The following is a 25,622-nucleotide window of genomic DNA, read 5'->3' as shown; positions in this document are numbered from 1 at the left end:
TTCTTCGGCATGACCGTCATGGTTCTCACCGAGCTCAACCTAGGCGACCTGGCATTCCTGTTCGGCCCGCACCTCGTGGAGAGCGGCGAACCACAGCTGGTCGTGAAGCTTCTCACCGGCAAGTCGTCGGACGGGGAGCTGCTGGTCTACCGTCCAGACGGGATGTTGCTGCAGCGTCGCGTGTTCCGCGGATGGAGCACCATGCCACCCCCTCTCCCCCCGTTCGCCGTGCTCGACCACCTCTTCCTGGTGATGCGCGCCATCGTCATGGTGAAGGGCGACTCCACGGTCGCGCTGATCGGCACCGCCTGCTCACCCGGTGCCGCCGTGGCGACCGCGCTGGCCGGGCGCTCCTGGCGGCCGGTGTCGGGACAGCTTCTCGTGGTCGACCGGGCCACCGGCCAGACGCTCCCCTTCCACGTACCACTGGACCTGCGCGGCAGCGCCCTGGAGTCGGCGAGGACCGGCGGCCTGATCGGCCCGGAGACCGACCCCGGCACCTGGCGGCGGGCCGAGCCCACGCCGGCCGGGGAGTCCGTTCTGGTCCGTCCGGAACTGCTCGGCCCGATCGTCCCCATCACCGCCAGGCTCGCCCCGCCCACCCTGGTCAGGATCTGCCAGGAGGACGGTGACCGCTGCGAACTGGAGCCCTGGGCCTTCCAGCCGCACGTCTGGCCACCGAACACCTCGGACCTGGCCGACGCGCCCCGCTACCGGCTGCTCATGCCGGAGTTCGGCGGCGCGGAGGAGGCCGCGACACTCATCGACGACATGCTCCAGGAGACGCCATGCCCCGGCGGACCGCGTACGGCCCCGGAACACCTTGCTGGGTTGACCACATCACCGTCGACCTGACCGGCGCGAAACAGTTCTACGGCGGCCTGTTCGGCTGGGAGTTCACCAGGGAGAACGACCGCGGCTACCATCTGATCACATTGCGAGGGGAGATCATCGGCGGCCTCGGGCCCAGCCCGATGGGCATGGCGCCCGGCTCGTCGTGGAACGTCTACCTGGCGTCCAAGGACCTCGACCACACCCGGACGGAGGTCGGACGCCTGGGCGGCCGTGTCGTGATGGGTCCCGTGCCGGCGGGTGAGGACGGCCGCCTCTGCCTGGCCGTCGACCCGTCGGGCGCGGCGGTCGGCTTCTGGGAGGGCGGCAGGGACGAGGGCGTGGTCCTGGTGGACGAGCCCGGTGCCCTGTGCGCCTGCGAGCTGCACACCGCCCGCCCCGACTCGGCGGAGGAGTTCTACCGGGGCCTGTACGGTGACGTGCCTGCGGTGATCCGCTCCTCGTCCAGGACCGGCTGGGTGCCGTTCTTCGGTATCCAGAAGGCCCGGGACGTCGAAAACGCCGAGAACGCCGAAAGCTCCGGGGGCTCCGGAAACGGCGGGGGCACCACGACGGAGACGGCCGCAGGGAACACCGAAGACACCGGAAACAACGGAAGCACCACGACGGAGACGGCCGCGGGGAACACCGAAGGCACCGGGAGCACGGGGATCACCGTCGCGGCGGCGCTCGCCGCCGGGGCCCGTCGGCTGGAGTCCGGCCTGTTCGCCGACCCCCTGGGCGGGGTCTTCGGCCTCACCAGCGGGAATTAGTCAGGAAATGCGTATCATGATGAGCATAAATACGTATTAACAAGTTTCCCTCACCCTTGCGATGATTCCAGAGTTGGCAATTCTCGCAGGGGAAAGGCATTTCATGACGCCTGACGTGACGGTGATAGGCGGAGGCCCTGCTGGAGCGATCTCGTCGGCGCTGCTGGCCCGGGCGGGCGCCCGGGTCCGCCTGCTGGAACGGGATTTCTTCCCCAGATATCACATCGGCGAGTCGATCTCCTCTTCCTGCCGGGCCATCATCGACCTCGTCGGCGCCAGGGAGAAGATCGAGGCCCGCGGCTACCAGGTCAAGGAGGGGCTGCTGCTCCGCTGGGGCGCGGAGCGCGACTGGGCGATCAACTGGCCGGACCTCTTCGGCGACCAGGTGCGCTCCTGGCAGGTGGACCGCGCCGACTTCGACGACGTCCTGCTCAGGCACGCCGCCGACGAGGGCGTCGAGGTGGTCCAGGGCGCCCAGGTGAAGAAGGTCCGTTTCGACGGCGACCGCGCCGTGGGCGTGGAGTGGACGCACGACGGGCGTCTCCGGGAGGCTCCCGCCGAGTTCGTGGTGGACGCCTCGGGTCGCGCCGGTGTGCTCTCCTCCCAGCACTTCCGCAACCGGCGACCGCACGACGTCTTCCGCAACGTCGCCATCTGGGGCTACTACCGGGGCGGCGCCCTGCTGCCCCGTACTCCCCGGGGCGGCATCAACGTGATCTCCTCCCCCAATGGCTGGTACTGGGTCATCCCGCTCAGCGGTGACGTCTACAGCGTGGGCTTCGTCACCCACCGGGACCAGTTCCTCGCCCGCAGGCCCGAGTTCCCCTCGCAGCACGCGATGTTCCTCGCCCTGGTCGCGGAGTCGCAGACGGTGGCGGAGCTGGTGGCGGGCGGTCGCCTCGAAGGTGAGATCCGCGTCGAGCGGGACTTCTCCTACTCGGCCGACAGCTTCTGCGGCCCCGGCTACTTCCTCGCGGGCGACTCCGCCTGCTTCCTCGACCCGCTGCTCTCCACCGGCGTGCACCTGGCCATGTACAGCGGCATGCTCGCCGCCGCGAGCATCCTGTCCACCCACGCGGGGGACGTCACCGAGCGCGAGGCGCTGGCATTCCACGAGTCCCACTACCGCAACGCCTACGGCCGGATGTTCTCCATGGTCGCCGGGTTCTACGAGCAGTACCGGGGCAAGAACAGCTACTTCTGGCTGGCCCAGCGCCTGGCCAGGGGGCAGTACCCGGAACTGATGAGAAAGCGCGGCGGCGAGGCCCCGGCTCCCTCCGACGGCGCCTTCGCCTCGATCACCTCCGGCCTGACCGACCTGGACGACGCCACCCGCGTCGGCGGCGCGGCCCCGCTGGACGCGATGGTGCTCGCCGGCGAGCTGGTCGCGGAAAAGACCGGCGACCGGAGCGCGGACCTCGGCGGCCCCGGCGACGCGTCAGGGCTCTACCTGGTCACCGAGCCGAGGCTGGGCATCGGCAGGGCCGTCGAACCGGTGGCACCACGCTGACCGAAGACCGGCCGATCGGCACACCCGCCGGACCGGTGGCATCGCGCCGACCGGAGGCCGACCGGGTGGTAGCCGTGCGCGAGACGGCTCAGCGAGTCAAAGCGAACCGAAGCGACGAAGACCGAGCGGGAGCAGGTCAGAGGTCGAGGGCGGTGGCCAGCTGGTGCCGTCCTCGGATGCCCAGCTTGCGGTAGATGCGCCCCAGGTGGGTGTCGATGGTGCGCTTGCTCAGGCAGAGCCGCTCGGCGACCTCCATGCTGCTCATGCCCTGCCGTACCAGCTCGACGACCCGCTGCTCGGCGGGGGTGAGCACGATCCGGGCGTGCGAAGGACGCGCGTCCGGCGCGTGGTCCCGGCTCCCCGGCTCCCCCGCGGCGATCGTACGGGCCGCGGAGTGCTCGCCCAGCGCGGTGTACGCCCGAGCGGCGTGGGCACGCCAGGGCAGGCAGGCGGGGTTGGTGATGCCTCGGGCGGAGAGCCGGTGCCCGCAGTCGAGGAAGAGGCCGAGCGCGGTGGCGTGGTCGTCCGCCGCCGCCGCGATCAGCCCCTGCACTTCCAGGACCATGCTCTTGACCAGGGGGTGGGCGTCGGCGGGGATCGTCATCTCGCGTACCAGTGCCTTGGCGTCGTCCACCCGCTCCATCCGGATCAGGGCCCGCGCGCCGCAGGCGCGGGCCGCCGTGGCCAGCACCCGCGCACCGATCAGCTCGGCTCCCTCCCGCGCGTCGAGCGCGTCCCGCAGGCTGTCGGCGGACTCGCCCCTGCGGTAGTCGACGTCCGAGCGCAGCAGCAGCCCGAGCGCGTGCAGATCCGGCTGGTCCCAGGTGCGGGCGTCCCGCAGGATCCTGGTGCACACGTCCAGCGCGTCCTCCGGCCGTCCCGTCCAGCCGAACGCGAGCGCGGCACCCACCAGGCCGGTGCCGACCGGCCGGTCCCTGGGGGATCGGTCCCTGGTGGCCCGCGTCGCCAGCCGCCTCGCGGTGTCCGGGTATCGCCCGCCCGCCGCGACCATCGCCGCGAGCGCCCCGGAGAACTCCTTCGCCGCCGCGTCCGGCGTGCCCGCCACAGCCATCCGCAGCGACCTGCGCAACCCCGCGCGGTATCCCGACAGCACTCCCTGCGCGGTGAGCCGCAGCAGCGGCTCCCTGGGCGGGTCCGCCATCGTCGCCAGCTCGTGGGCCGCGGTGACGAACGGCCTGACGCCCACCGTGCCGGCGGCGAGCGCGGGGCTGGCCAGGTTCAGCAGCGACCTGGCCCGCCGGGCGGGATCCGGCGCGGTGGTGGCCAGCGCCTCGGCGTGCCGGACGCAGGCGTCCAGGTCGTGGCGCAGCTCGACCATGCCGAGTTGCAACGTCAGCTCGTGGATGGTGGCGGAGTCGTCGGTGCAGGCCAGCGCACGGCGCAGGTATCGGGTCGCGTCGTCGTACCGGCGGGCCGCGACCGCCTCGGTGGCCGCCCTGCGCAGCACCGGGATGCCCCAGTCGGAGTCGGTGAGCATCAGGTGCTCGGCGGTCTGCGCGGCCGGCGCGCCCAGCCTGTCGAGCAGCGCGGCCCCGCGTTCGTGCAGGCCGAGTCTGGTCTGGTTGTCGACGCGCGACAGTACGGCGGCGCGGACGAGGGGGTTGCGGAACCGTACGGGTGGCCCCTCCGCGATGAGTCCCGCCTGGACGAGGGCGCGGCGGGCCTGGCGGATCTGCGGCTCCCCCTGGCTCAGCAGGATCGCCGCCACGGTGGTGTCGGTGTCGGGTCCCATCACGGCGAGCTGGGTGAGCAGTTCCGAGACCACGGGGTCGTGGTCGTTCAGCCATTCGAGCACGGTGTCGGACAGTGCCGCCGTACCGATCTCCAGCACCTGGTCGATGTCGGGCTCGCCGGGGCTCACCCTCGCCTGCCGCATCCGGCCGGTCAGCTCGCGCAGCACCAGCGGGTTACCCTGCGACAGCGTGTGGCAGAGCGCGGCCAGCTCCACGTCGGGCGGCGCGCCCATCGCCTCCGCGACGAAGTCGGCCGTGCAGGTGGCGCAGAACGGTCTGAGCTGGACGGACCGCGCGTACGGCAGATTGCCCAGGTCCGCACCCAACGCGGCCGGGGTGCTGCCCGGCAGCGTGGCGACCATCATCACCGGCAGGTCGTCCAGGCGGCGCGCGATGTAGGAGAACCATCGCAGCGAGGGGGTGTCGGCGAAGGCCAGGTCGTCGATCGCGATCACCACGGGATGGTCGGCGACCAGTTCGCGGGTGATGTGGAACAGGTTGAGCAGCAGGTCGTGGGTGGCGGCACCGTCGCCGTCGGAGGCCCGGTCGAACTGCTTGCGGGTCCGCTCCCCCGAGGAGAGCACCGGGTCGAAGAGCTGCCTCACCATGCCGTAGGCGAAATGACTCTCGCTGGGATGACAGCGGGCCCGCAACACCCGGCTGCGCTGGGGAAGCATTTCGGTGACGGCGCCGAGCAGGGAGCTCTTGCCCATCCCGTTCTCCCCGAGGATCGACGCGACGACCGGCCTTCCTGACCGGAGCCCGTCAATGGCCTCCCGGAAGACAGTCAATTCTCTGTCCCGGTGAAGAAGTGATGCCATACCTCATCGTCCCATTCTCCCGATACAGATCTCAACGGGCGCCCTACCCGTCTTTCTCGGCGACCGATGTGCGCTCCCACCACCGCCGATGCGGCGATACTGAGGCGCCTGCGCCCGAAACCTAAGTATCGGCCGCGCGATGCGTACAGTTTTTTGCGCATTCACCATAGTGGTCCTCTCGTGTTTGAATCCGCATTGAAGAGGGTTTCGAGAGCTTGATATAAAAAAGGCGGTTGGCAATGGAGAGTCCACGGCTGAAGGCTCATTTCCATGTCGAGGTCGTGGACGGATCCCGGGTCTTCCTGTACGCGGAGGGAAAGGACTTCCTCGTGCCGGGGAAGGCCGCCGCGGCGGTGCTGCCCTACCTCGACGGTCGCAGGACCGTGAGCGAGATCGTCCAGGAGCTGTCCGGGCGCGTTCCGTTCACCACGGTGCTGACCACGCTGCGCCGCTACGAGGCGGCGGGACACCTCGCGGAGGGCAGGCCAGACCTGCCGGAGAGGGTGCTCGCCTACTGGGACGCGCTGGGCATCGATCCCGCGGCCGTCACCAGGGGCACACCGGTCACCGTCTCGGCCGTCGAGAGGGTGGACGCCGCGCCGGTCGCGGCCGCCCTCACCGAGCTGGGGCTGAACGTGAGCACCGGCGCGATCGGCGAGGTGCCCGCGGAAGGGGTGTCGGTCGTGCTCGTCGACGACTACCTCGACCCGGCCCTGGAGCACCGCAACGCGCTGCAGCTCGCCTCCGGGCTGCCCTGGCTGCTCGCCAAGCCCGGTGGCGTCAGCCCGTGGCTCGGCCCCTACCTCGACCCCGACCACACCGGCTGCTGGTCGTGCCTGGCGCAGCGGCTCAGCGGCAACCGCCAGCTGGAGCGCTACCTCGCCGGCAAGCGGGGCGAGCGGACGCCGCTGCACCCGGTACGCGCGCAGATCGCGGCCGGGCCGCTCGCGCTGGCCGGGATGCTCGCGGCCGAGGTCGCCAGGATCGTGGCGACGGGTGAGCCGGGCGCGCTCTGCGGCCGGATGGTCACCCTCGACCTGGCGACCATGGAGACCGGCGGGCACATTCTGATCCGCCAGCCGCAGTGCCCCTCGTGCGGCACGCCGCCCGACGGCGACCCCAAGATCGTGCTCACTCCGAGCCTGGCGAGCCACGTCACCGACGGCGGCTACCGGGTCAACCAGCCGCAGGAGACATTCGAGCGGCTGGAGCGGCACATCAGCCCGCACCTCGGCGCGATCACCAAGCTGATCTCGATCGGCGCCGACTCCAGCGGCCTGACCTTCAGCTACGCCGCAGGACACAACTTCGCCATGGTCAACGACAGCATGGACCTGCTCCGCCGCAACCTGCGCGGCCAGAGCGGCGGCAAGGGGCGCTCGGAGATCCAGGCGAAGGTGAGCGCCGTCTGCGAGGCGATCGAACGGTACTCGGGGGTCTGGCGGGGAGACGAGCCGGTCATCCGGGCCGCGTACGCCGACCTGGACCCGGCCACGGCCGTGCACCCGGACCGGATGCTGCTCTTCTCCGACGAGCAGCGGGCCGGTCGCAAGGAGTGGAACGCCGACCCGGCGCACCGGCTGCAGCAGGTGCCCGACCCGTTCGAGGAGAACGTGCCGTTCGACTGGTCGCGGGCCTGGTCGCTGACCAAGGACGAGGAGCGGCTCGTTCCCGCCGCCTACGCCTGGTACGGCCACCCCGACCTCTACGGCCACTTCTTCTGCATCGCCGACTCCAACGGCAGCGCCGCGGGCAACACCCTGGAGGAGGCGATCCTGCAGGGCATCTGCGAGCTGGTCGAACGGGACTCGGTGGCGCTGTGGTGGTACAACCGGCTGCACCGCCCCGGCTTCGACCTCGACTCGCTGAACGACCCCTACGTGGACGAGCTGCGGGACTTCTACGCGAACATGGACCGCGACCTGTGGATGCTCGACCTCACCACCGACGTGGACATCCCGGTGTACGCGGCCGTCTCCCGGCGCCGCCACGAGGTCGAGGACATCATGGTCGGCTTCGGCAGCCACCCCGACCCGCGCATCGCGGCGTTCCGCGCGCTCACCGAGCTCAACCAGTTCCTGCCCAGCGTGGACCGGCGTGACGAGGAGGGCAACACGCTCTACCGGGTGGACGACCCGGAGATGCTGGCCTGGTGCAAGGGGGCCGTGATCGACCGCGAGCCCTGGCTGCTGCCGGACCCCGACCAGCCGCTCACCACCGTCGGCCCGCCCGCCCCCACCGACCTGGCCGAGTGCGTACGCCGGTGCGTGGACTCGATCGAGGCGGCCGGCTCCGAGGTGATCGTCGTGGACCAGACCCGCCCCGACCTGGACCTGAACGTCGTCAAGGTGATGGCGCCCGGCCTGCGGCACTTCTGGCGCCGTCTGGCACCCGGCCGCCTCTACGACGCGCCGGTACGGCTCGGCTGGCTCGACCGCCCGACCCCCCAGGAGGAGATCAACTCCTGGAACGTGTTCTTCTGAGACGGACGGTGCCCATGAACCCCATCATCGTCTCCCGGCTCCGCCGAGACGCGTCGTTCTCCGGCGAGCACATCCGGTTCGCCGCCACAGTCCGCGAACTGAAGAACCTGTCACAGGGACAGGGCACCGCGCTGAAGCTGCTCGCCGAGGGCGACCAGGACGACGCCGCCCTCGCCGCCGCGGTGACCACCGCGGACGGCGAGGCGGGACTGCTGCGCTGGCACATGCTGTTTCGCAGGCTCAACACCTCCGGACTGATCGAGCACGCCGTACAGGTGGACGGCGACGTCACGGCGAGGCTCTATCCGGTCGGCCGTGGCTCGACGCTGCCGGTGGCGGCCCCCGCAGGACCGGTGCGGCTGTCGCGGTTCGCCGAGGCGCGGGTGGTGGACGGCACGCTCACCCTGCGGGCCTCCGGCCATCACCTCGCCGTCGAGCTGATGCCCCGGGCCACGGGACTGCTCGGCGAACTCGCGACCTGGAACACCGGGACGCCCGCCCCGCTGCTGCGGCTGTTCGCCACCGCCGGCCTGCTCGCACCCGGCGGCCCGGACGAGGACCTGGAGACGACCGAGCGCTCCTACGCGCAGTGGCACCCCGCCGACCTGGCCTTCCACTCCCGTACCCGCTTCCCCGCCACGGTCGGCGGCTACGGCGGGACCTACCCCCTCGGAGACCGCTTCCCTCCAGAACCGGTCTCCCCACCACCCTCCGGCCTGCGTACGGTCGCGCTGCCGGTGCCCGATCTGGACGAGATAGCGGCGACGGAGCCGTCGTTCACCGAGATCCTCGAACGGCGCGGCTCGACCCGCGCCCACGACGATGAGACGCCGATCACCCTCGCCCAGCTCGGCGAGCTGCTCTACCGGAGCCTGCGCAGGCGGGGCACGATGACGGGCAGCGACGGCCAGCGGCTCGCCAACCGGCCGTATCCGAGCGGCGGGTCCGTACACGAGCTGGAGGTCTACCCGCTCGTCACCGCGTGTGAGGGACTGCCCGCCGGGCTGTGGCACTACGCGACCGACCGGCACGAGCTGGAACTCGTCGCCGAACCCGGCAAGGCCACCGACGTGCTGGTCAAGGAGTCGCGGAACGCCGCGATGATGGAGACGGACCCGCAGGTCGTGCTGCTGGTGACGGCGAGGTTCGGCCGGGTGATGTGGAAGTACGAGACCGTCGCCTACCCGCTGGTGCTCAAGCACGTGGGCGTGCTCTACCAGACCCTCTACCTGGTGGCCACCGCGATGGACCTCGCCGTGTGCGGCCTGGGCGGCGGGGACGCCGCGGCCTTCGCCACCGCCTCGGGACGCGACCCGCTCCTGGAGGGCACCGTCGGGGAACTCGTCCTCGGCTCCCGGCCACGGACGGAAGGGTAGACCCCGATGAGATCCCGCCACCGGCCCCGGACGAAGGGGTAGAGCGCGATGAGATTCCGCTACCAGGCGCTGCAACGGATGCGCGAACCCGACGAGCTGGACTCCCCCACCCTGCTCGCCACCCCCCGGGGCTGGATCGCGGTCTTCGTCGTGATGATCGTGATGGCGGGCGGGCTGGTCTGGGCGTTCGCCGCCGAGCTGCGCATCTCGGTCGCCGCCCCGGGTGTCCTCACCCACCCGGGCGGTACGGCCCGCATCCAGAGTCACTACTCGGGCCTGGCCCGCCGCGTGCTGGTCAGGCCGGGCGACCGGGTGATCGTCGGCCAGTCCGTCGCGGAGCTGCAGGACGCCGAAGGCAAGATCCAGCAGGTGGCGAGCCCGTTCACCGGCCAGGTGGTCGGCACCACGGTCAACGACGGCCAGGTCGTCGCCGTCGGCACCACGATCGCCACCGTCGAGCGGACCGACCTGCCCGACGACCGCCTGGTCGCCATGGTGTTCGTGCCCGCCGACCGGGCCGCGTGGATCGCCCCCGGCCGGCCGGTCGACCTGGAGGTGTCCACCGCACCCGCCGCGGCCTTCGGGCTGCTGCGCGGCCAGGTCACCTCGGTGAGCCGCTACCCCCTCACCGGTGAGGCGCTGGCCGGGCTGGTGGGCGGCGAGCTCGCCGCCAAGAGGTACGCGGCCGTCCAGGCCCCCCTGATGATCATCGTGGACCTGATCCCCAAACCGGGCACGCACTCGGGATACACCTGGTCGACCGCGCAGGGGCCACCCGTGCAGCTCGACTCCCAGGTGACCGTTTCGGCCTCCATCCACCTGGGCGAGCAGACGCCGTTCGACCTGGTGCTCGGGCGCTGAGCGGAGGAGGCATCGATGACGGACATGACGACGAGGCCCGCGAAAGCCGCCCCCGCGAAGCGGGGAAGGCGCCGATGACGAACACGACGACGAGGCCCGCCAAGCCCGCGGTCACGAAGCGGAGGAGGCGCCGATGACGAACACCACACTCGACCCCGCGAAACCCGCCAAGCCCGCGCCCAAAAAACAGCCGCAGGCCCCGCGCCCCCGCAGGAAGAACCGCCACCGGGTGCCGACCGTGATCCAGATGGAGGCGGTCGAGTGCGGTGCCGCCGCGCTCGCGATGGTCCTGGGCCACTACGGCAGGCACGTCCCGCTCGAAGACCTGCGCGGTCGCTGCGGGGTGTCCAGGGACGGGTCCAAGGCGTCCTCGATGCTCGCGGCGGCCCGCTCCTACGGGATGATCGCCAAAGGCTTCCAGGTCGAGGCCGAACTGCTCCGCGACCAGACCGGTCCGGTGATCATCTTCTGGGCGTTCCAGCACTTCATCGTGGTCGAAGGGCTCGTGACCCGGTTCGGCCGCACCATGGTCGCGGTGAACGACCCCTCGTCGGGCCCTCGGCTGATGGAGTGGTCGGAGTTCGACTCCGGCTTCACCGGGATCATGCTCACCTTCGAGCCGGGGCCGGACTTCAAGCCGGGCGGCGAACGCGCCAAGCTCAGCAAGGCGCTGCTGCAGTGGCGGCTGCCGTCGGGACGCGCCCTGCCGCTGGTGCTGCTCGCCAGCGCGCTGCTGCTCCTGCCGGGCATCGCGGGCCCCGCCTACTACCGGGTGTTCATCGACCGGGTGCTGACCGGAAACTCCCCCGGCATCCTGCCGCCGCTGCTGATCGTGATGGCGTTCACCGCGGTGGCGATCTTCGTGCTCACCTCGGTGCAGCAGTACTACCTGCTGCGGCTGGAGATCAGGGTCGGGCTGGTCGGCTCGGCCCGCTTCTTCCGGCACCTGCTCCGGCTGCCCATCGAGTTCTTCCTGCAACGCCGCCCGGCCGAGGTCGCCAAGCGGATCTCCACCAACGACACCGTGGCCGAGATCCTCTCCCGCGACCTCGCGCTGACCGTGATCAACATGGTGCTGGTGGTGTTCTACGCCGCGCTGCTGGTCCGCTACGACGTGCTGCTCGGCGTGATCGGCGTCGGCATGGCGGCGCTGAACATCCTCGTCCTGCGCTGGGTCGCGCGGGCGCGCAAGGACGCGGTCACCGCGCTGCGCACCGACCGGGGCAACCTCACCGGCACCACCTTCGCCACGCTCAGCATGATCGAGACGGTGAAGGCCACCGGCGCCGAACCCGATGCCTTCACCCGCTGGGCGGGCTTCCTCGCCAAGGTCGTCTCCGCGCAGCAGCGACTCGGTGTGCCCACCGCGGTGCTGGTCGTCGTACCGCCCCTGCTCGCCACGGTGAACACCGGCCTGATGCTGCTGATCGGCGGGCTGCGGGTGGTGGAGGGCGTGCTCAGCATCGGCATCCTCATCTCCTTCCAGACCCTGCTCGCCGCGCTCAGCAGGCCGGTCACCCAGCTCACCAACCTCGGCGGCCGTCTGCAGGACCTCAGCGCCGACGCCAAGCGCATCCACGACGTGGAACGGCACCCGATCGCCCGCTGCTTCGAGCGCAGCGGCGACGCGGCGGAGATCGGCACCCGCCTGGAGGGCCGCCTCGAACTGCGAAATGTCACCTTCGGGTACGGCCCGCTGACCGATCCCATCATCACCGACCTCTCGCTGAGCATGACACCGGGCAGCCGGGTCGCGATCGTGGGCGGCTCCGGCAGTGGGAAGTCGACCCTGGGCCGCCTGCTGACCGGCCTGTACGAACCGCGCTCCGGGCAGATCCTGCTCGACGGCCACCCGCTGGACGAGATCCCGCGTACCGTGCTCGCCGGCTCGATGGCCTACGTCGACCAGGAGATCGTGCTGTTCGCCGGGACCGTCCGCGACAACCTGACCCTGTGGGACGAGGCCGTCTCCGACGAGGTGGTGCTCGCCGCGCTCCGCGACGCCGCCGTCTACGACGCCGTGCTCGCCCGCCCCGGCGGGATCAACTCGTTCGTCCGCGAGGACGGCCGCAACTTCAGCGGCGGCCAGCGGCAGCGGCTCGAACTCGCCCGCGCGCTCGCCTCCGAGCCGACCCTGCTCATCCTCGACGAGGCCACCAGCGCCCTGGACCCGGAGACGGAACACGTCATCATGGACAACCTGCGCCGCCGCGGCTGCGCCTGCCTGCTGATGGCCCACCGGCTGTCCACCATCCGCGACGCCGACGAGATCATCGTCCTGGACGGCGGCCGGGTCGCCGAGCGCGGCAGCCACGAGAACCTGCTCGCCGCCGACGGCATCTACACGCGACTGTTCAACACCGGAGGAGGACTGTGAGCCCCCGCCGGAATCACCGGGATCACCGTCCCGCTGCTCGACACCGGAGGACGACCGTGAGCCCCGCCAGGATCGTCCCGCTGCTCGACACCGGAGGAGCACCGTGAGCCCCGCCGCGCTCTCCGGGATCGCCATCCCACTGGACCTCGGCACCGACCGGTTCACGGTCCTCGACAACCCCGGGCGGATGCTGCTCGTCGAGTCGGGCCTGGTGGACCTGTTCGCGGTCAGGACCGTCGACGGCGAACTGAACGGACGCTGGAACTTCCTCGGCCGGGCCGAGGCGGGCATGGTCCTGGCCTGCGGAGCGCCTTCCGGCCCGCGTCACGTGATCGTGGCCCGTCCGGTGCCCGGCACCGTGCTGGCCGACGTCCCGGTCGCGGTGCTGCACGACCTGCCCGCCGAGGCCGCCGCCTGGCTGGTCAAGGGGCTCGGCCGAGGCATCGAACTGCTCGCCGAGGCGCTGCCCGCCACCCTGCCGCCCCGGCAGTTCGTCCCGCTGCCCGTCGAGGGGACCGCCGAACTGGACGCGGGCCGCGCCCTGCGGTCGGTCGACGGCGTGCGCTGCGTGCGCGTCGAGGAGGGCGAGGTGGGCATCGGCAACAGCGACGGCCTGGTGTTCGGCGCGGACAGCGACATCTGCCTGACCGAGAGGGACTGGCTCCTCGCCCACACCAGGATCCGGCTGCGGACCCGCTCGCTGCACTCGGTCTTCGACGAGGGCGTGCTGTGCGAGTTCCTCGCCGCCCACGCGATCCGGCTGCTCGACACCGTCGACGACCGCCTGGAGCGGCAGCGCGAGGAGGAACGCGCCGCGCTCGCCGGACTGCGCGAACGCGAGAGCACCGTACTGACGCAGGCAGTACGCAGCTTCGACGCCGTACTGCGCGACACCGAGGTCCAGGTCAAGCTGGCCGACGTGGCCAACGACCCGCCCGCCCTCGCCGCGGCCCGGCTGGTCGCGGCGCACCAGGGGTTCGAGGTACGGCCGCCGGTACGGCGCGGGGGCCAGGACCGGCCGATGGGCGACCTGCAGGCGATAGCGCTCGCCTCCGGCGTCCGTACCAGGATGGTCCGGCTGGACGGCCCGTGGTGGACCCAGGACCTGGGACCCATGGTGGGCAGCACCTCCACCGGCCGTCCCGTGGCGCTGCTCACCATGGGTCACGGCTACGTCATGGTGGACGACGGCGTGCTCACCCCGGTCACCGCGACCGTCGCCCGCGGCCTGGAGAAGCGGGCCCACGTGCTGTACCGGCCGCTGCCCGCCTCGGTCAAGACCGTCGGCGCGCTGCTGCGCCTGGGGCTCCTCGACGGCGGCAACCACCGTGACCTGCTGCGTTTCGCCGCCATGGGGGTGCTCGTCTCCCTGCTCGGGCTGCTCGTCCCGATCATGACGGGCAAGGTGCTCGGCGTGTTCACGGTACGGGCCGAGCTCGACCTCATCGTCCAGGGCTCCCTGCTCGTGATCGGCTCCGGGTTCGTGATCGCCGCCCTGTCGGTGGTGCAGAACATCGCGGTGCTGCGGGTCGAGAGCCGCACCACCTCCGCCCTGCAGTCGGGCCTGTGGACCCGGCTGCTCTCCCTGCCCGCCGGCTTCTTCGCCCGCTACTCGACCGGCGAACTGGGCACCACGGTGCTGGGCATCAGCTCGGCGCAGGAGATGCTCTCCGGGATGCTGACCACGGCCACGCTGGGGCTGCTCACCGGATCGGCGAACCTCGTCCTGGTCTACTTCTACGACGTGCGCCTCGCCCTGGTCGCCACGGCGCTCATGCTGTTCGGCCTCGGGTTCGCCATCGTCGCGGGACGGATGCAGCTCCGCTGGCAGCGACAGGCCTACGAGCACGAGCGGACCATGTCGGCCAGGGTCTTCCAGATGCTCACCGCGATGCCGAAGCTGCGGGCCGCCGCCGCCGAGGAGCGGGCGTTCGCCGAGTGGACGCGTGAGGCCACCAGGGGCCGTTCGCTCACCGCCTCGGCCCGCCGCATCCAGAACGCGGTGACCACGTTCAACGCCGGGTTCCCGCTGGTCTGCACGGGGATCGTGTTCGCGGTGGTGGCCGGGCCGATGGCGGGTCAGGTCTCGGTGGCCACGTTCCTGCCGTTCTTCACCGCGCTCAGCCTGCTGCTCGCCTCCAGCCTCCAGTTCACCGCCGCCGCCGTCACCGCGATGGGCGTCGTGCCGATGCTGGAGAACATCAGGCCGATCCTGGAGGCCCGGCCGGAGACCGACGGCACCAAGGCCGACCCCGGCGACCTGTCGGGACGGCTCGGGCTCAGCAAGGTGTCGTTCCGCTACGGCCAGGACGGCCCGCTCACCCTCGACGGGGTCGCCCTCTCGATCGAGCCCGGTGAGTTCGTGGCCCTCGTCGGCCCCTCGGGGAGCGGCAAGTCCACGGTGCTGCGGCTGCTGCTCGGCTTCGAGACCCCGCTCTCGGGCACCGTGCTCTACGACGGCCAGGATCTCGCGGAACTCGACGTCTCCGCAGTCCGCCGCCAGTGCGGGGTGGTGCTCCAGAACGGCGCGCTGCAGGCGGGCAGCATCCAGGCCAACATCGTCGGCAGCGGCGTCCACACCGTGGACGACGCCTGGGCGGCGGCCGAGATGGCCGGGCTCGCCGCCGACATCAGGGCGATGCCGATGGGCATGCACACGGTGCTCTCCGAGGGCACCAGCACGCTGTCGGGCGGTCAGCGACAGCGCCTCATGATCGCTCGCGCGCTGGTCGCCCGGCCTCGCATCGTGTTCTTCGACGAGGCGACCAGTGCGCTGGACAACCCCTCCCAGAGCCGGGTCGCCGAGAGCACCCGCCGCCTCAACGCCACCCGGGTGGTGATCGCCCACCGGCTCTCCACGGTGGTGGCCGCCGACCGCATCGTGGTGATGGACGAGGGGCGGATCGTCCAGCAGGGCACCTACGACGACCTCCTCGCCGACCGGGACGGGCTCTTCGCCCGCCTCGCCACCCGCCAGCTCTCCTGACCGGCCTTTCGGCTGCTCCCGGACCGGGAGCAGCCGACTCCCCTGACCGGGCGGTCATCGGCGGGATGGGCGGCACGGCCGGAGGACGGAAGTCCGAACGGCGGCCCCGCCCGGAGGCGGGGCCGTCGTCGGCTCCTCCCGGTTTCCACCGGCCTCTACCGGGACGGCGTCCCGTTGGGGAGCGCGCTCGGCGCCGGGGCGTACCCGGTGGCCCGGGTGGTGAAGGTCCCCCGGCCCTGGGTCCGGCTCCGCAGCCTGGTCGCGTACCCGAACAGCTCGGCGAGCGGCACGGTCGCGGTGATCACCACCGTCCCCGCCCGCGCGGTCGAACCGGAGACCCTGCCGCGTCGCGCCGACAGGTCGCCCAGCACCCCGCCCGCGGCGTCGTCGGGCACGGTGACCGTGACCTCGACCACCGGTTCCAGCAGCACCATCGCACTGGCCCGCAGTGCCTCCCGCAGCGCGAACCGGCCGGCCGCACGGAACGCCATCTCCGAGGAGTCCTTGGGGTGGGTGGCCCCGTCGGTCAGCGTGACCAGAAGACCGGTCACCGGATGACCTCCGAGAGGCCCCTCGGCGAGCGCGTCCCGGCATCCGGCCTCCACCGCCCGGACGTACTCCCTCGGCACCCGCCCGCCGACGACGGTCGAGCGGAACACGAAGCCCGCCGCACCGCTGTCACCGGCGCCGGCGCCGACGGTGTCCGCGAGGTCCTCCAGTGGCTCCACATCGAGGACGACGTGGGCGAACTGCCCGGCGCCGCCGTCCTGCTTGACGTGCCGGTACAGCAACCCGGACACCCCGCGCCCGACCGTCTCCCGGTAGGCCACCTGCGGCCGGCCGACCCCCACGTCCAGCCCCCGGGTACGACGGATCTTCTCCACCGCGACCTCCAGATGCAGCTCGCCCATCCCGGAAAGCAACGTCTGGCCCGTCTCGGGGTCGGTCCGCACCACCAGCGAGGGATCCTCCTCGACCAGCCGTGCCAGCGCCGACGCCAACCGTCCGGTGTCGACACTCCTGCGCGCCTCGACCGCGACGGAGACCACCGGATCGGCCACCGTCGGCGGTTCGAGGACGAGCGGTGCCTCGGGCGCGCACAGGGTGGCGCCGGTGCGGGCCGCCTTCAGCCCCACCACCGCGACGATGTCCCCGGCCGTCGCCAGGTCCACCTCCGTGTTCCGGTCGGCCTGCACATGCAGGATCCGGCCGATCCGCTCGGTACGCCGCGCGCCCGCGTCCAGCACCGTGTCTCCCTTCCGGATCGTCCCCGAGTAGACGCGCAGGTAGGACAGCCGCCCGGTCGCGGTCGAGTTCACCTTGAACACCAGCGCGGCGAACGGCGCCGCCGGGTCGGCGGCCCGCTCCAGCACCGCACCGTCCCGGGAACCGTCCGAGAGACCGTTCCGGTTGTCGTCCGGAGCACCGTTCCGCGAACCGTCCAGGCTGCCGCCCCGGGTGCCGCGTACGGGCGGCACGTCCAGCGGCGAGGGCAGGTAGGCGACGACGGCGTCCAGCAGCGGCTCGATCCCCCGGTCGCGGTAGGCCGATCCGCACAGCACCACCACGCCCTCCCCGGTACGGGTCAGGTCGCGCAGTGCGGCGTCGAGAGTCGGCGCGGAGATCTCCGACTCGGCGCAGAACTCCTCGAACGCGACCGGGTGCAGTTCGGCCACCGCCTCCTCAAGCAGGCGGCGGCGCCGGTTCGCCTCCTCGCGCAGGACGTCCGGCACCGGTCCCTCCTCGAACGTGTCACGGCCGCCGGCCCAGACCAGCGAACGCATGCGCACCAGGTCCACCACGCCGGTGAACCCGTCCTCCCGCCCGATCGGCAGCTGGACCACGAGCGGTACCACGCGCAACCGCTCGCGGATCGACGCGACCGCCGCGTCGAGGTCGGCACCTGAGCGGTCGAGTTTGTTGACGAAGGCGATCCGCGGCACCCCGTGCCGGTCGGCCTGCCGCCACACCGACTCGCTCTGCGGTTCGACGCCCGCGACGGCGTCGAACACCGCGATCGCGCCGTCGAGCACTCGCAGCGAGCGCTCCACCTCGTCGGAGAAGTCGACGTGGCCGGGGGTGTCGATGAGATGGATTCGGTGGTCGTTCCAGACGCAGCTCACTGCCGCGGCGAAGATGGTTATTCCACGGTCGCGCTCCTGGGAGTCGAAGTCGGTGACGGTCGTCCCTTCGTGCACCTCGCCACGCTTGTAGGTGGCGCCGGTGACGTACAGGATCCGTTCGGTGACGGTGGTCTTGCCCGCGTCGACGTGGGCGAGGATGCCCAGGTTGCGGACGCCGGTCAACGAGTCGGTGATACGACGGTGCGGGTTGGTGCGCACGGCCCATGGCCTTTCGGCATGATTCCGGACAGGACTGCGCGATTCCCGGACGTTCTCGGACGGGACGACCTGGGGTCAGGTCGCGAAGAGGCCCCTGGCACGGCGTGGCCACACGGGGACATGTCCTGTGGGCCGACTCGGCGGCGAGGGTCTGGAGGTCAGAGGTTCGTCACGGGCGGTCGACGTCGGCCGCGCGGCCGGCGTCGGGCACCAACGAAGACACCAGGATCACGTCGAAGCGTGACGGGGGAATGACCACGGCGGTGCGATGACGCACGGCATGCTCCCCTCACTGGTCAAGACGCGCACGCCACGGTGTCGCGGCGGCGCATGATCAGTGGCGAGTGTACTGAGACCGGTATGAGCGGTAAACCGGTTTTCTCTCCGACGAAGACCCGACGAAGAGGAGTCCGCCGGGAAAAGGCCGCGGCCGTTGGAAACCGACCGGCGGGGGGCGGGGCCGAATCCGCACCGCCCGCCCGCCGGGAAGACCGTCAGCGTCGCGCCACCGGCCGGATCATCCCTAGGACCGGCTGGTCTCCAGGTTGCAGATCGGGTCGGTGTTGTTGTTACGGTCGAAGGTGAACTTGAACTTGCCGTAGAGCTTCCAGCTCGACGACACCGACACGGTCGAACTGGGCGTGTGAGAGCCGGCGCCGTTCTTCGCGCTCCCGGTGGACCAGGTGTAGTGCGCGGTGTCGGTGCTCAGGCTGACATCGCGCATGAGGACGGCCTTGACGTTGTTCTGGGTCGACCCCGACTCTCCGTAGATCGTCCAGGTGAACTTGTCGAGCGTGGTCTTCCCGGAGGTGGAGCTGGTGGTGTAGTGGATCGCCGCATCCGCGATCATCCCGGAAGCGCTGCAGCTCCCGGAACGGGAGGCGGCGTGCGCCGCGCCCGCGGTGCCGACGACGGTGAGCATCGCCAGTCCGCCGACCATGAGAGCCCCGGTGGAAAACTTCTTCAACATTTCTGCTCCTGTTTTGAACACCCTGTGTGAATGTGACCGCTGCGGTAGTCGAAGGGCGAACCCCCTCGGGAGGACCACGAGCGGCACCGATGAGCACACCGGTGGTGCGCCTGCTCGACATCTCTCTCCTCACCTGGACTCGGGCCGTACGGGAAAATCAGCGGGAAAGAGGGAAGTGGAAACCGGACATCCGGCCGCGCACAGACAGCCGTGCAGCGACATCCGCGACGGGACGGAAAGACACCGTCGTCGAGAATTCAGAAGCTATTGGGCCAGGTCGGCGGGCTCGGCCGACATCCATTCCACGTCCCCGTCCGGGGTGACGACGACAAGTCGCCCGTCCGCGACGAACCTCGCCGTGGCGACCCCGTCCGTACTCCGCGCGACCTCGCCCTCGGCGTCCAGCACCGTGAAGGTCCTGCCGTCGGAGACCCCGATGTAGGGCTGGGTCGGATGCGCCGTCACGCCGGCCTCGGTGGCGAGCTCCCGTTTCCATGTCGAGCGGCCGTCGGGTCCCAAACCATGCACGACCGTCCGGAACCCCCCTTGCATGTCCATCGAGCGCATCACCAGCGCTGCCGCGCTCGTCCCGAGCGCGCACTCGGCGGCCTGGGCGAGCGCGGGTTCCAGCGGGTGCCGTTCGGACATCCCCCGTACCAGAGCCGCCTGCGCCCCGGTAACCAGGGCCGTCTCCCCCTGACCGGCCAGACAGACGTCGCTCACGGTGCCCCATTCGAGACCGGCGCCGTCCGGCTTCCAGCCGTCGGGGTCACGGGTGAACCGCAGCAACCGTCCCTGTTTCGGATCCCGCTGCGTGGTGAAGGCGAGTGCCGCGTTCCCGTCCGGCGACATGACCCATCCGTAGTCGGAGTACGGCACCGCGACGCGTTCCGACCCGGTCGGGCGGATGATCCTCAGGTGGGTCCGGCCGTCGGCGTCGCGCTCCTCGACCACCGCGTCCTCGGGCGAGACGGCGGTCAGCACCCGTACCTCTCGCGAGCCGGAGAGCGGGAAGGAGGATCGTCCCTGCTCGGTGAACCGGTACGGAGCGGCATCCGGCTCGTCCGGCGCCTGCCCGCCCCCGCCCTCGGCGGTGGTCGAGATGACGGCCACCGGGCACCTGTCCAGGCAGACGACGCCGCTCACCGTCTCGGCGAGCTCCCGGTCCTGCCACACCCGTCCCCGTACCCGGTCGAATCCGGTGATCGTCATCGTCACGGGATCGAACACCACGGCCCCGTTCGCATCCGCCTGCATTATCCGCGGCGGACGCGTCACCGTGGACGATCCGGCATCGGCTTCCCCGCTACAACCGGTAGCGAACAAAAAGCACCCGGCGACCGACACGGCGATTCCCCGTAATCGCATGACTACCTCTCGCCCCGTTTTTATGCACGTCGAAATCCGCCCGGGAGGCCCCTATCCCGGCGAATAGTGCAGTCCAAAATATATAGACCGAAACCCCCCGAGCGAAAGCCTCATTTACCGCCACCGCCCCCAAGATCCGGATCCGGCGATCTCCCCAATGAGACCCGAAGCCATGAGCGCTCGGCCTGCGGGCCCGGCGTACATCACCCGTTGGGCGAACGCCGTACTGCCGTAACCGTCGGACCAGATCAGCGGACCCTCCTCTGGCTCGTCCGGCCTCTCTCCGCCGCGTGGGACTGCCACGAGCCCCCTCCGGCCGCGACGGCGACTGCGGCTTCGCGAAAAATCGCGGCCGATCAGCGCGATGCGGAGTATTTTCGGGGAGTCGCGAAAGCGAGCACATGCTTACCCGGAGCTTCATGCCCCTGAGGACGCGGTCTCCGGACCGCGCCCTCTTTTCTTCCCCTTCTTCTCCCCACCCGAGGCCGCGCCGCCATGAACACGATCCCCTGCAGGCGCGCTCCTCAGTCCGCCGGAGCAGATCGTGAATTCGCTGGTCATCACCGTGAGGGCGGGACCCGGGCAGCCGGGCTCGCTGCGGCCCATCACCCGGCTGAACCCGTCCTTCGCCTGGGCGGCGTACGGAGTGGTATCCGATGCCCGCGACCTGAACCGCTTCTACCGGGCGCTCTTCGGCGGCCGGCTCGTCAGCCGGGAGTCGCTGGCGCAGATGCGCACCGGCGTCACCACGCCCCAGGCCCCGATCTTCCCCCGGTACGGGCTCGGGCTGGAGTCGGTGGGACTCACCTGCGGCGAGATGTGGGGCGCGACCGGCTCGATCCCCGGTTACACGCCCCTTGGTTTCGCCGACGCCACGGGCGAACGCCGGATGGCGCTCTCGGTCAACGTGCAGCGCAACGATCCGGCGGTCGCGCGCATGCTGCTCGCCGCCGTTGACGCGTTCAACCGTTACTTCTGCGGCGAGCCGTACGGACTGCCCGGCGGAGGGGCGAAGTCGCCGGCTTGAGCGCGGGCGGGCTCGAAGAGTTCGACGAGGTTGCCGGCGGGGTCGGTGAGCAGGATCTGCCGTCCGCCCGGGCCGGCGACCACGTCTCCCTGGAAGGACAGACCGGCGTCGCGGAGCCGGTCGATCTCGGTGTCGAGGTCGTCGACGATGAGGTGAATTCGGTTGCGACCTGCGGGGGTGCCCGGGGGTGTGGCGCGGGCGCCGGAGCTGGCAGGTCCGGACAGCAGGAGCCGCAGCGGTCCGCGTACCACCTCGGCGAAAGCGGGCGCGGCGTCCAGGCCCAGGGTGAAGCCGAGGTGGGCGGTGTAGAAGCCGACGGCGGCCGGCACGTCGTCGACGAGATAGCGGACGGCGGCGAGCTGGTCGGGTGCGGTCATGGCCGGGCCTTTCACGGTGTGAGGACGGGTAACAGGTAGCGGACGCGGGTGTCGATCTCCGCCACGATGCGCACGAAGGCGGGGTATCCGGCCTGTTCGGCGGCGGGGTCGGGGATGCTCCAGTGGATGCGCCGGGAGCGGTCGCCGAAGTCGGGGCAGACCTCGCGGACCTTGTCGCACAGGCTGATGACGTGGTCGAAGTGGCGCCCGGCGAGGGTGTCCAGGTGCCGGGGGCGCCGGTCTTCGAGGTCGATGCCGTAGCCCTCGCGCAGCGCCCGGACGGCGTCGCGGTGCAGGTGCGGCCGGGGGTGGCTGCCCGCGCTCACGACCTCCAGGTGGTCGCCGCCGTGGTGGCGCAGCAGGGCTTCGGCGATCGGCGAGCGGGCGCTGTTACCGGTGCAGGTGAACAGGACGGCGGGCGGGCGCGCGAGCGCCGTGGACGGCCGAGGTGGGACCGGGGCGAGGTGGAGCGCGGGGTGCAGCGCGAGGCCGCTGGCGGCCAGGGCGTTGGCGCAGCGGTCCAGGGCGAGGTGGTAGTAGCTGTCGCGGGCGTCGGCGCTACTGCGCCGCGTGGTGACCAGGTCGCCGTCGCGCAGCAGCCGCAGATGGTAGGAGACCAGGTTCTGCGGATGATCCACCAGGTCCACCAGTTCGCGTACCCGGTAGTCGCTCGTGGCCAGCTCGCTCAGCAGCCGCCATCGCAGCGGATGGCAGGCCAGTCGCACAAAGGCCGGGACGGGTTGAACCGGGGTCACCATGTCGCGATAATACATCAAACCCATTTGATGTATCTGTCCGTGAGTGTGCCAGACCTGCTCGCGGACGGTCACCCGGGTCCTGATGAGGGCCCTCACACCGGGCGATCCGCACGACCGGGGAAAAGAGCGACAGTGGCCGACGAACAGGCCGTGGGCGATCCGGCCGACGCTCCCAAAGGCGGCGAGGCGTCCTGGCGTACGGTGCGGGAGGTGGCGCTGCTGTTTCTCAAACTCGGCACCATCGCCTTCGGCGGCCCGGCCGCGCACACCGCGCTGACCTGAAGGACTCCCCGATGAACGACCCCGCGCCCACCTGCCCCTACTGCCGACTGAACACCGCTACCGACGAACCGCCAGGCGGATGGGTCCACCGCGACGACTCCTGGCTCGTTCACCACGGCCCCGCCCAGTCCTCCAGGCCGGGAACCATGAAGATCGTCTCCACGCGGCACTACACCGACTTCGCCGAGATGACGTCAAAGGAGGCGGCGTCCTTCGGCGTCCTGCTTCACACGCTGGACACCGCCATGCGGGCCACCACCGACGCCGAACGCGTCCACCTGGTCTCCACCCGCGACCGCGTCCAGCACTTCCACGCCTGGCTCTATCCCCGCCCCGCCTCCCACGCCCTGCGCGGGACGGACTTCCTCAACGCGCCCCAGCGCAGCGAACCCGCCGACGCCGATCGGGCCGCTGACGCGGTACGCCGGCACCTACGCGCGAAAAGCGCCCTTTGAGGTCCGCGGTCGGATCCGTCACGGCCGAAATCGATGATCGATCAAGTCCGGACCAGGCCGGCACCTGCGGGCCCGCCCGATGTCAGCTACGCGACGTCGGGCCGCGTCATCAGCGGCGAGCGCAGATGCCACTCCAGATTGGGGCCGGTCAGGGGCACGATGTTCCACGTCGCGACCGCTGTGCCCGCTTCGGCGTCGACTACCAGCCGGACCCGGTGTGGGGTGGTGATGACGTAAAGATCGGCGACGAACGTGTCGTCCTGCCAGGCGCCGGTCGCGACGACAGGCCGGCCCAGCGGCGCGCTCTCCCGCCATTCGCCGTGGCCGACCTCGACGTCGAGGGACGGCCCCAGCCCCACGATCCACCCACCGTCCACGGGATCGACGGTCACCGTGGTTCCTTCGGGCAGAGGCGAATCCTCGGCACAGGCGTCGAGTCCCGCCTTGACCGAACGCCTCGGCTCTGCCGAACCCGGCACCGGCGCGAGTGACAGCCGCCGCAGCCGATCGGCGAGGATCTCGTCGTCCCGAGTGCTGTCCGCCTGGTCCAGGCCAGGCAGCAGACACTCCCACAGCGGGTCGAGTATCGCCTCACCCTGCGTTACCGCGGCGGTCACGGCGATCACGAGATCGTGTGACGGGACGACCAGACAAAACTGGCCGAAGGCGCCGTCGGCGCGGTAACCGTGACGCGACATCCAGAACTGGTAGCCGTACCCGCGAAGCGCGTCGAGGTTTTCCGACCAGCCCTCGATCTGCAGAGTCTCGATGTGCTGCCTGGTCGCGAGCTCCACCCATTCGCGCGGGATGAGCCGCCGGTCGCCCCACAGGCCGCCGCGCAGCAGCAGTTCGCCGAAGGCGGCGACGGCCTCGGTCGTGAGGTGCAGCCCCTGGAATCCGAAGGCGGCGCCGCTCGCCACCCGGTCCCATTCGGCATGGTCGACGCCCATCGGCGCGAAAAGGCGCTCATCGAGAAATTCCGGCAGGCCGCGGCCCGTGACCCGTTCCACCATCCGGGCCAGGACGAAGGTGGTCGGATTGTCGTAGGCGTGCCGTGTCCCCTCGGCTTCGGGAAACGGTACGCGCAGGAAGCCCTTCACCAGGTCGCCCGGTTCCAGGCGCCACGCCTCGTCGAGACTGTCCGTACGGTGTCCGGCCGTCATGGACAGCAGGTGATGAACGGTGACGCGGCGTCCCTGGTCCGAGATGTCGGCCGGAACATGGTCGGGCAACACCTCCACCACCCGATCGTCCAGCGAGAGCAGGCCGTCGGCGATCGCGAGCCCCACGGCGACCGAGGTGAACGACTTGGTCACCGAGTAGAGCAGGTGCGGGCGCTCGGCCGAGTACGGGGCCCACCATCCTTCGGCGACGACATGACCGTGGCGTACGACCATGATGGAGTGGCACTCGGCCGACTGTGCTTCGAGCCGGTCCAGCAGCGCGATGATCGAGCGAGACGACATCCCCGAGGCGGCCGGTGTCGACCGTGGCAGCAGGGCACGATGAGAAGCCATCCAAGCACCGTAACAAACCCACTAAATCCACTCAATGGAGTTACGGGACGTCGTTTGGTCGTTTTCTCCACGAAACCGTGCTTCACGCGCGAGCCCGAATCCACCGCAACCGCCGCGCCGGCTCCTCCGAATCATCGCCCGTATCTCACCTTGGCGGAAAAAGGAAATTAACCCCGCGAATCCAGCGTGCGGACCGAAATTCGTTGAACGAGAGACCGGAAATGTTCCCGAGGGGATTTCCGACGTCGTCGCACTGTCGAGAGCCGGGATGCGCCTTCCTGAACCGAGTTCGCACCGAGGAGAGCCGATCACCGCACAGTGACGGCGCATGACGCCCGAAGGATAGGTCATCGGGGCCTTGGGCGTCCTGTTCCGCCAGATGAAAATCACTCAGCCTGGAACTAGAGTGAAAAAAATTAAAACAGGCTGAGGAGATGGTGGAGTCGATGTCGCCGGGAATGGGGCCCACGTCGCCGGACTTCAGCGGAATCGATCCAGATCTGATGCGAGGCTTCATCACCGCGCTGGAGCGCGGTCGCGATGTGATCGGCGAGCAGTCCGGGCGGATCCGGCAACTGTTCGCGGCGGCGGAGGTGTCGGCGGTGGGGCTGCGGCCGATCGGGGAGATCGGCGGCTGGATCGGCGACGAACTGCCGAAGCTGCGTCAACGCCTGGAAACGATCGACCAGGACCTCCCCCTGATGGTGGGAGGCGCCCCCACATCCCGAAGCAGGGCTCGGCGTGGACCGGCGGC

At 70.6% G+C, this 25,622-nt stretch carries 18 protein-coding genes; 11 read left to right on the top strand and 7 right to left on the bottom strand.

Going from position 1 to position 25,622, the window contains the following annotated elements; genetic code table 11:
• Positions 1-9: 9 nt before the first annotated feature.
• The 3 genes from ACIBH4_RS13655 to ACIBH4_RS13645 all read left to right on the top strand — a co-directional run bounded on the left by ACIBH4_RS13655 (position 10) and on the right by ACIBH4_RS13645 (position 3,114).
• Complete coding sequence (locus ACIBH4_RS13655; protein ID WP_362512846.1) at positions 10-855, top strand: hypothetical protein; 846 nt, start codon at positions 10-12, stop codon at positions 853-855.
• The gene (locus ACIBH4_RS13650) at positions 789-1,604 is read left to right on the top strand and encodes a VOC family protein (RefSeq protein WP_362512850.1); all 816 of its coding nucleotides are present in this window, start codon (positions 789-791) and stop codon (positions 1,602-1,604) included. The genes ACIBH4_RS13655 and ACIBH4_RS13650 overlap by 67 nt, the downstream gene beginning before the upstream one ends.
• A 103-nt stretch (positions 1,605-1,707) precedes the next feature.
• A complete protein-coding gene (locus tag ACIBH4_RS13645; protein WP_362512853.1) occupies positions 1,708-3,114 on the top strand; it encodes an NAD(P)/FAD-dependent oxidoreductase in 1,407 nt (468 codons plus the stop codon).
• Positions 3,115-3,250: 136 nt separating this feature from the next.
• On the opposite strand, the gene ACIBH4_RS13640 is transcribed toward ACIBH4_RS13645, so the two are convergent.
• The gene (locus tag ACIBH4_RS13640) at positions 3,251-5,689 is read right to left on the bottom strand and encodes an AAA family ATPase (protein WP_362512856.1); all 2,439 of its coding nucleotides are present in this window, start codon (positions 5,687-5,689) and stop codon (positions 3,251-3,253) included.
• Positions 5,690-5,928: 239 nt separating this feature from the next.
• Here ACIBH4_RS13640 and ACIBH4_RS13635 point away from each other — a divergent pair, with 239 nt between their 5' ends.
• The 5 genes from ACIBH4_RS13635 to ACIBH4_RS13615 all read left to right on the top strand — a co-directional run bounded on the left by ACIBH4_RS13635 (position 5,929) and on the right by ACIBH4_RS13615 (position 15,772).
• Positions 5,929-8,172, top strand: coding sequence for a TOMM precursor leader peptide-binding protein (locus tag ACIBH4_RS13635; protein ID WP_362763602.1), 2,244 nt, complete (start codon positions 5,929-5,931; stop codon positions 8,170-8,172).
• A gap of 14 nt (positions 8,173-8,186) precedes the next feature.
• Positions 8,187-9,548 carry a SagB family peptide dehydrogenase gene (locus ACIBH4_RS13630; protein ID WP_362763599.1) on the top strand — a complete coding sequence of 454 codons (1,362 nt, stop codon included), beginning with the start codon at positions 8,187-8,189 and terminating at the stop codon, positions 9,546-9,548.
• Positions 9,549-9,596: 48 nt separating this feature from the next.
• Positions 9,597-10,409 (top strand): HlyD family efflux transporter periplasmic adaptor subunit, encoded by an 813-nt coding sequence (locus ACIBH4_RS13625; protein WP_362512866.1) that lies wholly within the window; start codon positions 9,597-9,599, stop codon positions 10,407-10,409.
• 133 nt (positions 10,410-10,542) lie between these two features.
• Positions 10,543-12,786: an NHLP family bacteriocin export ABC transporter peptidase/permease/ATPase subunit gene (locus ACIBH4_RS13620; RefSeq protein WP_362512869.1), complete on the top strand. Its 2,244-nt coding sequence runs from the start codon at positions 10,543-10,545 to the stop codon at positions 12,784-12,786.
• Positions 12,787-12,889: 103 nt separating this feature from the next.
• Positions 12,890-15,772, top strand: a complete 2,883-nt coding sequence (locus tag ACIBH4_RS13615; RefSeq protein WP_362512873.1) for an NHLP bacteriocin export ABC transporter permease/ATPase subunit — start codon at positions 12,890-12,892, stop codon at positions 15,770-15,772.
• A 155-nt stretch (positions 15,773-15,927) separates the two neighbouring features.
• Here the strand turns inward: ACIBH4_RS13615 and fusA are convergent, their stop codons facing one another.
• From fusA to ACIBH4_RS13600, 3 genes are all read right to left on the bottom strand, one after another.
• Positions 15,928-18,114 (bottom strand): elongation factor G, encoded by a 2,187-nt coding sequence (gene fusA, locus ACIBH4_RS13610; RefSeq protein ID WP_362763596.1) that lies wholly within the window; start codon positions 18,112-18,114, stop codon positions 15,928-15,930.
• A gap of 523 nt (positions 18,115-18,637) precedes the next feature.
• Positions 18,638-19,084: a hypothetical protein gene (locus tag ACIBH4_RS13605; RefSeq protein WP_362512879.1), complete on the bottom strand. Its 447-nt coding sequence runs from the start codon at positions 19,082-19,084 to the stop codon at positions 18,638-18,640.
• A gap of 264 nt (positions 19,085-19,348) precedes the next feature.
• Positions 19,349-20,302 carry a hypothetical protein gene (locus ACIBH4_RS13600; RefSeq protein ID WP_362512881.1) on the bottom strand — a complete coding sequence of 318 codons (954 nt, stop codon included), beginning with the start codon at positions 20,300-20,302 and terminating at the stop codon, positions 19,349-19,351.
• 694 nt (positions 20,303-20,996) lie between these two features.
• On the opposite strand from ACIBH4_RS13600, the gene ACIBH4_RS13595 reads away from it, so the two are divergent.
• Positions 20,997-21,479, top strand: a complete 483-nt coding sequence (locus ACIBH4_RS13595) for a serine hydrolase (protein ID WP_362512884.1) — start codon at positions 20,997-20,999, stop codon at positions 21,477-21,479.
• Here the strand turns inward: ACIBH4_RS13595 and ACIBH4_RS13590 are convergent.
• Positions 21,422-21,856: a VOC family protein gene (locus ACIBH4_RS13590; RefSeq protein WP_362512887.1), complete on the bottom strand. Its 435-nt coding sequence runs from the start codon at positions 21,854-21,856 to the stop codon at positions 21,422-21,424. The two genes, ACIBH4_RS13595 and ACIBH4_RS13590, sit on opposite strands and share 58 nt — an antisense overlap.
• An 11-nt stretch (positions 21,857-21,867) precedes the next feature.
• Entirely contained in the window at positions 21,868-22,614 is a 747-nt protein-coding gene (locus ACIBH4_RS13585; protein ID WP_362763593.1) for an ArsR family transcriptional regulator, read from the bottom strand.
• A gap of 132 nt (positions 22,615-22,746) precedes the next feature.
• Between ACIBH4_RS13585 and ACIBH4_RS13580 the strand changes: the two genes are divergently transcribed.
• Positions 22,747-22,896 (top strand): hypothetical protein, encoded by a 150-nt coding sequence (locus ACIBH4_RS13580; protein WP_362512893.1) that lies wholly within the window; start codon positions 22,747-22,749, stop codon positions 22,894-22,896.
• An 11-nt stretch (positions 22,897-22,907) separates the two neighbouring features.
• Positions 22,908-23,351, top strand: coding sequence for a hypothetical protein (locus ACIBH4_RS13575; protein WP_362763590.1), 444 nt, complete (start codon positions 22,908-22,910; stop codon positions 23,349-23,351).
• An 86-nt stretch (positions 23,352-23,437) separates the two neighbouring features.
• Here the strand turns inward: ACIBH4_RS13575 and ACIBH4_RS13570 are convergent, their stop codons facing one another.
• Positions 23,438-24,868, bottom strand: a complete 1,431-nt coding sequence (locus tag ACIBH4_RS13570; RefSeq protein ID WP_362763587.1) for a serine hydrolase domain-containing protein — start codon at positions 24,866-24,868, stop codon at positions 23,438-23,440.
• Positions 24,869-25,622 lie beyond the last annotated feature (754 nt).

Origin of the sequence: Streptosporangium sp. NPDC050284 (genome assembly GCF_044459525.1) — a bacterium.
Lineage (GTDB): Bacteria > Actinomycetota > Actinomycetes > Streptosporangiales > Streptosporangiaceae > Streptosporangium.
The sequence above is the reverse complement of the archived record's forward strand: the minus strand, read 5'-3'. Positions and strand labels throughout refer to the sequence as shown.